We start from the raw sequence: 11034 nt of genomic DNA on the forward strand, positions 1-11034 counted from the left end.
GAACATTCTTTGTTGAATTTTAATTAAGCTTAATAAATCATTGCAGGACGTTTCTCCAGCATGCAAAAAGGCAAATGAGAGTTAGAATCTCATTTGCTTTTTTGCGTGCTTATTTTGCTAAATGTAGAATCATATGCTTGTCTATCATCTTTAACCATTGCTTATAAATATGAACGATGAGATGGCCATGAACCTTGGAGTTTACGAAGTTGTATAATTTGACCTGTATGATAAGCATCATGCAATAGGATATTCAGATATTGTTGCCAAACTGGTAGAGAAGGACTTGGTTGATCCAGTTCTGTTTCTTGAAGGGATGTTAATGAAGATTGTAAGGCATCATGTACTTAAAGCGTTCGCTTCACTATTTGTTGCCACGCTTCATCATCATTAGGTCCACCTTGGACAAACGTGTCATCATTATTTTGTGGAGCAACAAATGTGTCATCCTGATGTAAGCGGGAAAGTAAACGCTCTTTAAAGGTTAGTAAATGGTTTGCATTTTCCCAAATCGTATTACTGGCCGTTCCTTCTGGGTACCAACATGCTTGTGCAGCAGTAAGATTCTTTAACGCTTCTGATATCGGTGGGTACCATTCTTCTTCGTAAAAAACTTGCTTGACTCCATTTTGTAATATTTCTTTTTTACTCATTCGTATAGCCTCCTTAACTATGAGATAGACCAACAACAAGTGTTAGAGAAATTAGAAACGTACCTACTTATCATCTGATTGATGTTTGGAAGTTTTTAAAAGAACAATACGGCGCCGTTGTAGTAATTGCAGAAATAAACTTATGCTTTCCAAATCATTTTTATAAACGTAATAAATTCTCCTTTCTCTTCAATAAACCTGCCTCATAGTTGAACAAGAAAATTAACTGCAGCTTAAATTTAAAAACTTGTAGCAATATAAAGTTTCAGAGAGTTTTAAAATTCTAAAAATTTAGAAGGTATAATTCGATGAATATAGAATTTAATACATAGCAAATAAGGAGGGGATAAAATGGAAGTCTTTCACGTGACGAGTAGAAAAAGGGAAACATACAACGTTCAAATGAAGTATTCGATACTTTTCGAATGCGCACTTGGCATTGCGGCAATTACTCATAAGAGGTTAATCGACACGCTTGAAAAATCTCAAAGCGAATGGGAAGAAATAAGACAATCTTTATCACATGAAATGATAGAACATTTACAATTTGTTGAGAAGCATAATACGTGGAAAGCGTTGCTACAGTTACTGTATGATGGAGATTTTACGGATTTATCTCAGTTTGTTCACAATATCAATTCGTTATCGGAAGTAGATTTTAAATATGTGTGCTTACCGTTTTTAGGAGAAATGCATCAAGGAAAAAGACGTTTAGCAGCAAATGGAGACGTAACTGCAATACATGAATTAAAGGAACTGGCACATGATCACCAGTTTTTCTCTACTTATATTGGCTTTATATGTGATGCAGATGTACAAGAACTAAAGGGTCATTTAATCGCGGTTATGACAGGATGGTATGAGGGTGTTATTAAGAAAGAAGAGGAGCAACTGCTCTCTATATTAAAGCGAGATTATGAAGCGAAAAATGAAATGAATAAAAAGATGAAACCGGAAGAGTTTGTCGAGTGGGCTACAGGTGGCGTTACATATATGCCAGAGCCAAGTGTGCATCACGTACTTCTTATCCCGCAAATTACATACAGACCGTGGAACATAGAAGCTGATATTGAAGATACGAAAGTGTTTCATTATCCGGTCGCAAATGAAAGTATACATCCGGAAGATCCGTATGAACCGAGTTATTTTTTAGTTCATAAACATAAGGCGCTCGGGGATGAAGCGAGATTACGAATTGTAAAAATGTTGTTTGAAAAAGAACGTACATTGCAAGAAATAACGGAAAGATTACAACTAGGAAAATCGACAGTACATCATCATTTGAAATTGTTACGTTCAGCAAAGTTAGTAGATATTCATGACGGAAAATATGTATTGAGAAAGAAAGTAGTACAGTCGTTAGCGAAAGAATTAGATGCATTTTTGAATAGATAATATACAACGGGAATGTACATAAAGGGAGGAATTTAATAGAAAAGTTGGTGAGCTATAGTGAATAGTGTATTGAAAAATCGTTCATTCTTTTTTATGTGGATTGGCAGTGCAATTTCAGAATTAGGCGGGGCTTTCGGGACGTTATGTAATTCAATTCTCGTTTATGAATTAACAGGATCAAAAACAGCATTAAGTAGCATGTGGTTACTATATTTTATCCCGTCACTCATACTGCAACTTATAAGCGGGCCATATATTGATAAATGGAGCAGAAAGTGGATTATGATTTTTTCGCAATGGATGCGGGCATCTGTTTTCTTACTGCCTTTGGCGATGCTAGTTACTAGCAGTATAGAAGTTTGGCACATTTACGTTGTCCAAATTATAGTTGGTCTCATTACGCCTCTTTATACCCCTGCGAGCCAAGCGATTACACCAACTGTTGTGAATAAAGAGCAGCTTCAAGATGCAAATGCATATATAGATGGAATGAATCGTCTTATGATGTTTCTAGCGCCAGTATTAGGTGGTATCGTCATTCATTTTATTGGAATGAAGCTTACATTATTTTTTGTGTGCGTTTGTCTATTTATAAGTGGAGGATTATTACTTTTCATTACAGAAAAGAGGATAAAGCAAGAACTTCCAAAAACGTGGCTAGAAGAGTTTCTTCACGGCTTTACATACTTTTTCACAAAACCAGTTATCGTTTGGCTTGGTATCTTTCTAACATTCGTTCAATTTGGAGTAGGAGTAACGATGGTTACGAATCTTCCTTATATTAAAGATGAACTATCGGCAGGGTATGCTGAATACGGTTATTTTATGGCAGGATTCCCACTTGGCTATGTAGTTGGTTCCATATTAGTTGGGAAAGTGAAGTATAGGAGCCGTAGATTACTTATGCTTGGAGGATTATTCGTAGGGGGCCTTACTTACATTTCACTAGGTTTAAATAATAGTATTATTATTGCGATTGTAATCGAGGTAATTGTCGGTATATGTATTGCATTTTTCAATGTTCATAACACGACGATATGCCAACAAACTGTCCCAAGTAATATGATAGGAAAAGTATTTTCAGTGCGATTATTTTTCATACGATTGGCAATGCCATTAGGTGTGTTATTAGGGGGAATACTGAGTGAAATGTGGGGAGTGAGAGTACTATACTTTATCATTGGCTCGATTATATGTTTCACTTCTTTAATAGGAATATTGGTTCCGTATTTCAAATTTTTAGATGAGGCAATTGAGGAGAAGTCAGCATAATTCTAAAGATTTGAAACTTTATAATTGAAAACAATTATCATAATCAATTATAATAGAAGAATACTAGTATTCGTATTACAAAGAGGGAGTGGAATATATGTTTATCGAAACGAAGACATTTACAGTAAAAGAAGGTACATCTAATATAGTTGTAGAGCGTTTCACAGGAGAAGGCATTATTGAAAAATTTGAAGGATTCATCGACTTAAGTGTTCTCGTTAAAAAAGTAAGACGCGGAGATGAAGAAGTTGTAGTTATGATTCGCTGGGAATCGGAAGAAGCATGGAAGAACTGGGAAACGAGTGAAGAGCACTTAGCTGGACATAGAGCGGGCCGCGGTAAGCCAAAACCAGATCATATCATTAAGGTTGAGCACGGAGTTTATTATGTGAAATCATCGAAATCGGCTTATCAACAGTCGTAAAAATACATTTGTTTAATTATATTCTTTCGAATAAATAACCATCTATCTGCTTACTGATAGATGGTTATTTATATTGAATAAAGAGAATGATTCGCATGTGATGTAAGAATAATTAACGGATAAGTTAAAACTAGAAATGTTATAATATAAACTCGATCAGTGAGTAAGATTAGGAGGAACAATAATGGTTCAATCGATAGTTCATATCGCATTAGTAGTAAAAGACTATGATGAGGCAATAGAATTTTATACAAAGAAACTAAATTTCACATTAGTTGAAGATATTTATCAGCCAGAAGAAAACAAACGGTGGGTAGTGGTATCTCCTCCAGGTTCAGTCGGCACAACAATATTACTAGCCAGGGCATCTAAACCTGAACAAGAGCCCTTTATTGGTAACCAATCAGGCGGTAGAGTATTTCTTTTCTTAAATACTGACGATTTTTGGAGAGATTATAATGAAATGATTTCAAGAGGAATAGAATTTGTGAGAGAACCGAAAGAGCAATCATACGGAATTGTTGCAGTATTTAAGGACTTATACGGGAATTTATGGGATCTACTGCAACTAAAGGATGATCACCCAATTGCACAAAGAATTAATAGTAAGCAATTTGACTAGGCATTTTACAAGTATGTGAAAATAAAATAGAGCTCGGCATGTAACAATTAGCAGTGTGTATAATGGAAAGGTATGAGAAAAAATATAATTCAATATCGTTTAAAAGGTGTTTGCTTATTTTAGAAACTGAGAAATATCGATCTATTCTTATAAGAATAGATCGATAACTTGGAGGATAGAAATGTTAGAAAATCTTTCATTTATTACATATGAAAGCCATAAAGAGTTAGTACATAAAATTCTAAATGAATATATCGCTAGGAATGAAGTGAGTGGGTTAATGCTCATCGGATCTATCGCAAGAGGTGACGCATACCCCGAATCCGATATAGACGTATATGTTCTTTTAGAGAATGGACAAAAGAAGGATTTTCATTCAGAAATGAGAGAAGGTATTTTAATTGAATATAAGTATGCAGATTTTAATAGAATTCAATTAAACCTTAAAAATAATCCAATGGAATTATACTCTTTTTTAGAAGGAGAAATTTTATTTGATAGTAACGGTGAGTTGAGAAGGTTAAAGGAAATAGCTCAACATACATATGAAAATTATTCTGTTTCTAGTGATAAAGTAAAAGGCATTTCTCATTGGTTACATAGTTCGCTTATTAAAATTCAGGCTGCTTTGAAAGCAAAAGATGAGTTAAAAGCTTCATACATAGTTCACACATCAACTTGGACCATTGTAGAAGGAATATGGGCTATTAATAACAAACCAACACCTTCAGCTGGATCTGTTTTAAGGTATATTCAAGCATTACCTAGTAGACCGACTAATTTTGATGATTTGCTTAATAAAGTGTTCTTAGGGGATACGAAGGAACGTATTCATTCGGCAATTATCGTGATTGAGTGGGTTTTAGTGAATCTAGAGAACAAAAAATAACGGACATATTAACCGTATAATATGTCCGTTATTTTAATCTAATCTAACTTAATTTCAAATTCAAGCCGTTCATGCTTGTCCGAAAAAGGCATACTACGTTCTGTAAATAAAAAGCTAATACCAGACGGGTTATCAGGAAGAGCAGGGGAAACTACAAATTGGTAGCTCACATGTCCATCTGTTCCAGTCCATCCTTCTGCCCAGCAATCGTATGTATCATTTATCGATAATTCAACAAGGCTATGTGTATTATTCTCATTAAGTGTATTGTTTTTTGGATCCCATTCCTTATATAAATTAATTACACTAGCGTTAGAATATTGACGAATAAAGGTTACAGTATACACAGTTTCTTTATGTTCATAAGTTTTTAAAACGGGTATATGTTTTTTAAACTTAGTCGGTTCGACGCGAGGTTTAAACTCATCTTCGTCCATCATAGATGAGAATAATGAATTTAAATAATCGGGATATAACCCGTTCTGCTTTGCCCAATTAGAAATGGCTTCATCTGGTGGGAAACCCGGATTCCCATTCGAAAGTTCTTTCCGTTCTTTTAATAAAGAGCAAATTTTTTCATCAATAGAAGATAAGCGTTCATCATAATGATCAGTAGGGCGTTCAAAAGGCATTCGTTGCATAATCATTCCTCTTTTCCTTTATTTTGTTTTCATATTTTATTATAACTGAAACAATTCTCATTTTTTACAATATAATCAATTAATTTAAATATTCAGAAAAACAGGATATTTATGTGTTAAAATAAATATAGAAAACCATTTATTAACTATCGGCAGGTTAATAGAAAAAGGGTGTAAATAGTTAATAATGTCACAATTAAAATGCAACTAGATAGTTAGGAGGAATGATTATAATGGATACTACACAACAAAACAGTAATGCATGGGATAAGAAGGTTGAAGAAGGTTCTAGATACACTGAGCCTGTAAGTAGTGAGGTTATTGAAAAAAGTAAATCAGGTGAATGGGAAATCACAGTCACCACAGAAAAATCAGTTCCTAGAGGTTGGTTTCCAAAGTCATTAGAGGGATTAAAGATACTTTGTTTAGCATCAGGTGGAGGGCAACAAGCACCAGTACTGGCTGCTGCTGGAGCAGATGTAACAGTTACTGATATATCTAAGAAGCAATTGGAACAAGATGAAATGGTAGCGGAACGGGATGGATTAACTTTAAAAACAGTACAAGGAGATATGTCAGACCTTAGTGATTTTGAAGATGAATATTTTGATATTGTCGTAAATCCTGTTTCTAATTTGTTTGTAAAAGATGTTCATCTTGTATGGAATGAGATTTCAAGGGTTTTAAAGAATAAGGGTATTCTTATTTCTGGATTTACAAATCCTTTACTATGGATTTTTGATGACAACCAAGAACAAAAAGGTATTTTGGATGTTAAACATTCAATACCTTCATCAACATTGGATTATTTACCAGAGGATGAAGTTCAAGATTATATTAATTTAAATCAAACAATAGAATACGCACATACTCTAGAAAATCAAATCCATGGTCAAGTTGAAGCTGGTTTTGTTATAACGGGTTTTTACGAGGATGATTTTGGTGGAACAAGGATATTAGATAAGCATATTAAAACTTTTATTGCTACAAAAGCTATAAAGTTAAAGGTTGATTAAAATTTTTGGCTCGTTAGTCGAAGAAGGAAACTTGAAAACAGTAAAAGTTCAATGTATGTCAAAAAGGATGGCACTTGCCATCCTTTTCCTTGTGTAGTTTGAGTGTCAAAACAAGTTTTACTCTTCTTAACTGAACCCGTTATAATAAATAGTCCATCTTTTTACATTAATTTTTCACATCATTATATAGTTCCAGCGCCTCTTTCACATTCAATCTATTTTTCACAATGCCATGAATCGCTTGAATCATCGCAGTTGGATGGTCGGATTGCCATATGTTTCGGCCCATGTCTACTCCGATTGCGCCTTCTTGGAGAGCGTTGTACGTAATGTTTAATGCATCTTCGATTGAACCTAGTTTTGGTCCTCCCGCGATTACGACTGGAGCAGGGCATGTGCTCGTAATTTTTTCGAATCCTTCGCAGTAGTACGTTTTAATAATGTCAGCTCCCATTTCAACACATACGCGGGAGGCGAGTGCTAGAAAGCGAGCTTCACGTTTTTGTAGTTCTTTCGCAACGGCGGTAATACCGAGTACTGGCAGGCCGTAATCGTGAGCTTCAGAGACTACATTTGCGAGATTTGAAACAGTTTGTGTTTCATAGTCTGATCCGACAAAGACAGAAACGCCGACGCCAATTGCATTTTGTTTTACTGCTTCTTTCACAGGTGTAACGATTGTCTCATTCGCTAAATCTTTGCCTACTACAGTTGCCCCGCCTGATACACGCATAACCATTGGTGTGTTGCAGTTTTCAGGAATACAGGAACTTAATACGCCTCGTGTTAAAAAGAGGGAATCAGTATATGGAAGCAAGTTTTTAACTGTTTCTAACGGTTGTTCAAGTCCGTGAATTGGCCCTAAAAAGTAGCCGTGATCTATCGCTAACATAACCGCTCTGCCGTCAGGTAAAATTGTGTTTAATCGATTTTTAAATCCCCAAGTCATTAGGAATCACTCCTTCGTTAATGTTGGATTTTCAGTTTGTACAGTATCTTTATTTGGTAAATGTGGTGACTTTATAAAAACAGCTTTAAAAGGCTTATCAGAATGGTTAATAAGATAATGGGATTCATGAGGTCGAACTTGCAAGACATCCCCTTGTTTGATCGGAACTCTCTCGTTATTCACATAGAAATCTATTTCGCCTTCTAACGCATAGAAGACCTCTTCGCACGTTGTATGATAGTGATTTTGAAACTCTTGCCCAGGCTGAATCACGACTAGGCCAAGATCGATATTTGGACCTTGTATTAAATATTTAGGCCCGTTATCACCGAAGCGATAGGAGAAATCATTTTCATTCGCTTTTAACATACATTTCACTCCTTTATCCCGCGTTAACGGGCAGTAAAACTCCCATTTCAAAATTTGGCTGGAGCAAAGAAGTTAGGGGGAGGTCAACTGCCCGTAAACGCCCGATTGGTGAAGGCTAATAATCAGTGGGGGAGGAACAAAACCCCCACTGATTAAAGTTTCACTTTATGTAATGTGTTACAGCGCACCGGGTGCAATCCACATATGTGAGGTGAGCCCTTTATCGGCTAAAGCGAGCTGACTGTTATACACAGTTTTCCATGTTTCATAGAATTCCTTATATAGTTCATGATTTTCAGTGACTGGCTCAAATGTTTTTTCCCACTGTACAAACTGTTCGGCAGTCGCTGCCATAGATGAATATATGCCAGCACCAACCCCAGCAGCAATTGCAGTTCCTAAAGCTGCCGCTTCTTTTACAACTGGTACTTTCACTGGGATTCCAAGAACGTCTGAAAGAATTTGCGGCCAAAGTTTTCCTTTAGCAGCGCCGCCAGCAAAAATCACTTCAGAAGGAAAGTTACCTGTGAGAGCCTCTATTAATTTCAAGTTGCCGAATGTAACGAAGGCGGCATTTTCTTCTATTGCCCGGAACATTTCTTTCTTCCCACATTTATCAGCATCTAAGCTCAAATTTAAAAAGGATGGTGCAGCATGTCGCCAAGAAATATAATTCATTACATTTGAAAAAGTGGGGATTATGCCATGTGAGCCTACAGGAACTTCTTTCGCTTGTTCTTCTAGTAATTCATAAACATCTACACCGAGTTTTTCAGCGAGCCGTTTTTCTTCATGGCAAAAGGCATCTCGAAACCACCTCATAACAAGGCCAGGGAAGAAAGCAATTGTTTCGTATTGCCATAGGTTAGGAATGACGTGGCAATTAACACGAATCGCCGCATTTGGATCAGTTTCTGGTTTTGTTATATTTACTTCTTGTTGCCAAAAACTGCCTCCGCATATAAATGTTTGTTCAGGCTTTACAACTCCAGTTCCAAGCGATGCCATTTGTGCATCTCCGCCGCCAGCAACGACCGGTGTTCCTTCATGTAATCCTGTTAACTCAGCACTTCGTTTTGTGATATTCCCGATAACTGTACCAGCTTCATTTACTTTTGGAGAAAAGGCTAGAGTAAGACCGCATTGCTCAGCAACCCAGTTATCCCAAGCTCTATTTTGTAAATCGAATATACCGGACGTACATCCGTTTGAAGGATCAATTTGTAGTACGCCGCACAATTTATATAAAATCCAATCGTTTAACATCGTGAAAGAATGAATGCTCCTGTACACGTCTGGTTCATGTTTTTTAATCCAAAGTAAGCGAGGTAAAGCACCTAATGAAAAAGTTTGACCAGATTTTTTATATAAATCCTTTTCAATTTCGGAACGAATTTGTTTTAGTTCACTAACTTCCGCTGACGCGCGGCCATCAACATTTGCACAAGCCCATATTTCCTGCCCGTTTTTATCGTATAAAACAAAGCCTTCACGCATACTCGTTGCACTAATACCTTTAATAGAAGAGGAGGACGTATTACTTTTTTGAAGAACCTCTTTCGTACATTGTTGAACGAGCTGCCAGTTTTCAGTTACATCAAAATTCATAGAACCAGGGTAACGACTATCTGATTTATGAATCCATTCTTTTTGACTAACAGCAAGTTGATTACCGCTTAAATCAAAAAGAACTGCTCGAATGCTCCCTGTACCAGCGTCGTAAGCTAATAGAGTAGACATTAAGAGTCACCTTCCTTTCTTAATAAGGAGAGGGCAGTTTCTTCATCGGTAATTAATGTATGAATGAACTTTCCTTTTAAGGCGCCGTAAATTGCAGCTATCTTTTCCGTACCGCCAGCTACACCAACGACATGTTTCATATTTTGAAGAACAGAGAGTGGTGTGCCGATAAGACGGTTATGATGGGGAAGTTCTAATTGTTTTCCGTCAGTATTATAAAATTGCCCTAAAATATCTCCAGCCCCGTGTTGACTACGTATATAAGTCATTTCACGTAGTGTTAATTTTTCTTCTTTCACAATTGTGGCGTCTTGAGATAAGCTGCCAATGCCAACTACTGCTGTATGAGCGAGTGAAGCGACGTGAAGCATATCTTTCACGCTCGGTTCAGATAGAATAATTTGCGTCATTTCGTTTGTAGATGTTAGAAAAGGGGTAGGAATAATATGAAGATCACCTTGCATGTAGTTTAAATAGCTTTGGTTTCTTGGAACATAGTGATTTACGCCTCCTGTAAGAGTAACGATTGAAAGATTCATAGAGCTATCAAAATGAATGTTTTCTAGCATTTTACTTATCGTCTCTCCCCAGCCAATCCCAAGTAAATCTCCTTGTTGCAGATGAGTTTCTAAATATTGTGCGGCAGCTTTTCCGAGTGAAAATGCATAATCTTCTGCTGGCGTTGGAATAACGAAAGCATCTTTTAGAAGGAATTTTTTCATAAGGTCACGTTCGATGCTTAAACAGTGCAAACCAGTACCTTTTACGTGAAATGTGACGACACCTTCCGTCCGTGCTTTATCTAACAACCGAACGACTTTATTTCTTGAAATGTGAAGAAGTGAAGCAATTTCTTGCTGGGTTAATTGATCTTTATAATAGTACCAAGCTACTTTTGTTAACAAATTGTCTTCAAAGCTCAGCTGTGACATGCTCTTCATCCCTTTCAACAATTGACCACTGCTTAAACATATGTGCTCGTTATTTTGTTTATTCCAGTTGAGGCGATAAAGTGAAACTTTAATCAGTGGGGGAGGTTATTCATCCCCACTGATTATTAGCCC

General features: G+C 36.4%; 11 protein-coding genes and 1 pseudogene. 6 read left to right on the top strand and 6 right to left on the bottom strand.

Annotated elements, in window-relative coordinates; genetic code table 11:
- Positions 1-161: 161 nt before the first annotated feature.
- Positions 162-653, bottom strand: a pseudogene (locus tag JFU18_RS00570) (DinB family protein).
- A gap of 351 nt (positions 654-1004) precedes the next feature.
- Here JFU18_RS00570 and JFU18_RS00575 point away from each other — a divergent pair.
- The 5 genes from JFU18_RS00575 to JFU18_RS00595 all read left to right on the top strand — a co-directional run bounded on the left by JFU18_RS00575 (position 1005) and on the right by JFU18_RS00595 (position 5255).
- The gene (locus tag JFU18_RS00575) at positions 1005-2048 is read left to right on the top strand and encodes an ArsR/SmtB family transcription factor (RefSeq protein ID WP_201033982.1); all 1044 of its coding nucleotides are present in this window, start codon (positions 1005-1007) and stop codon (positions 2046-2048) included.
- A gap of 57 nt (positions 2049-2105) precedes the next feature.
- Positions 2106-3320, top strand: coding sequence for an MFS transporter (locus tag JFU18_RS00580; RefSeq protein WP_201050185.1), 1215 nt, complete (start codon positions 2106-2108; stop codon positions 3318-3320).
- 97 nt (positions 3321-3417) lie between these two features.
- Complete coding sequence (gene hmoA, locus JFU18_RS00585) at positions 3418-3744, top strand: heme-degrading monooxygenase HmoA (protein ID WP_000469495.1); 327 nt, start codon at positions 3418-3420, stop codon at positions 3742-3744.
- Positions 3745-3928: 184 nt separating this feature from the next.
- Positions 3929-4366, top strand: coding sequence for a VOC family protein (locus JFU18_RS00590; protein ID WP_078176498.1), 438 nt, complete (start codon positions 3929-3931; stop codon positions 4364-4366).
- Positions 4367-4547: 181 nt separating this feature from the next.
- The gene (locus JFU18_RS00595) at positions 4548-5255 is read left to right on the top strand and encodes a nucleotidyltransferase family protein (RefSeq protein WP_201033980.1); all 708 of its coding nucleotides are present in this window, start codon (positions 4548-4550) and stop codon (positions 5253-5255) included.
- Positions 5256-5293: 38 nt separating this feature from the next.
- Here the strand turns inward: JFU18_RS00595 and JFU18_RS00600 are convergent, their stop codons facing one another.
- Complete coding sequence (locus JFU18_RS00600) at positions 5294-5896, bottom strand: chorismate mutase (RefSeq protein WP_201031282.1); 603 nt, start codon at positions 5894-5896, stop codon at positions 5294-5296.
- Between the two features lie 233 nt (positions 5897-6129).
- Here JFU18_RS00600 and JFU18_RS00605 point away from each other — a divergent pair, with 233 nt between their 5' ends.
- Entirely contained in the window at positions 6130-6912 is a 783-nt protein-coding gene (locus JFU18_RS00605; RefSeq protein WP_201050186.1) for a class I SAM-dependent methyltransferase, read from the top strand.
- A gap of 166 nt (positions 6913-7078) precedes the next feature.
- On the opposite strand, the gene lsrF is transcribed toward JFU18_RS00605, so the two are convergent.
- The 4 genes from lsrF to JFU18_RS00625 form a co-directional block, all read right to left on the bottom strand.
- Entirely contained in the window at positions 7079-7861 is a 783-nt protein-coding gene (lsrF, locus tag JFU18_RS00610) for a 3-hydroxy-5-phosphonooxypentane-2,4-dione thiolase (protein WP_201033978.1), read from the bottom strand.
- 6 nt (positions 7862-7867) lie between these two features.
- Positions 7868-8230, bottom strand: coding sequence for a cupin domain-containing protein (locus JFU18_RS00615; RefSeq protein WP_000909986.1), 363 nt, complete (start codon positions 8228-8230; stop codon positions 7868-7870).
- A 177-nt stretch (positions 8231-8407) separates the two neighbouring features.
- On the bottom strand, positions 8408-9970 hold the full coding sequence (lsrK, locus tag JFU18_RS00620; RefSeq protein WP_201033976.1) for an autoinducer-2 kinase: 1563 nt from the start codon (positions 9968-9970) through the stop codon (positions 8408-8410).
- Complete coding sequence (locus JFU18_RS00625) at positions 9970-10902, bottom strand: sugar-binding transcriptional regulator (RefSeq protein WP_201033974.1); 933 nt, start codon at positions 10900-10902, stop codon at positions 9970-9972. Before JFU18_RS00625 ends, lsrK begins: the two co-directional genes overlap by 1 nt.
- Positions 10903-11034: the final 132 nt, after the last annotated feature.

The sequence above is a fragment of the Bacillus sp. TH22 genome (assembly GCF_016651015.1).
Classification (GTDB): Bacteria; Bacillota; Bacilli; order Bacillales; family Bacillaceae_G; genus Bacillus_A; species Bacillus_A mycoides.

Bases quoted from the DNA above. Each gene is read 5' to 3' on its own strand.
- JFU18_RS00575 (WP_201033982.1), top strand. From the start codon at position 1,005: ATGGAAGTCTTTCACGTGACGAGTAGAAAAAGGGAAACATACAACGTT.
- hmoA (WP_000469495.1), top strand. From the start codon at position 3,418: ATGTTTATCGAAACGAAGACATTTACAGTAAAAGAAGGTACATCTAAT.
- JFU18_RS00590 (WP_078176498.1), top strand. From the start codon at position 3,929: ATGGTTCAATCGATAGTTCATATCGCATTAGTAGTAAAAGACTATGAT.
- JFU18_RS00595 (WP_201033980.1), top strand. From the start codon at position 4,548: ATGTTAGAAAATCTTTCATTTATTACATATGAAAGCCATAAAGAGTTA.
- JFU18_RS00600 (WP_201031282.1), bottom strand. From the start codon at position 5,896: ATGCAACGAATGCCTTTTGAACGCCCTACTGATCATTATGATGAACGC.
- JFU18_RS00605 (WP_201050186.1), top strand. From the start codon at position 6,130: ATGGATACTACACAACAAAACAGTAATGCATGGGATAAGAAGGTTGAA.
- lsrF (WP_201033978.1), bottom strand. From the start codon at position 7,861: ATGACTTGGGGATTTAAAAATCGATTAAACACAATTTTACCTGACGGC.
- JFU18_RS00615 (WP_000909986.1), bottom strand. From the start codon at position 8,230: ATGTTAAAAGCGAATGAAAATGATTTCTCCTATCGCTTCGGTGATAAC.
- lsrK (WP_201033976.1), bottom strand. From the start codon at position 9,970: ATGTCTACTCTATTAGCTTACGACGCTGGTACAGGGAGCATTCGAGCA.
- JFU18_RS00625 (WP_201033974.1), bottom strand. From the start codon at position 10,902: ATGTCACAGCTGAGCTTTGAAGACAATTTGTTAACAAAAGTAGCTTGG.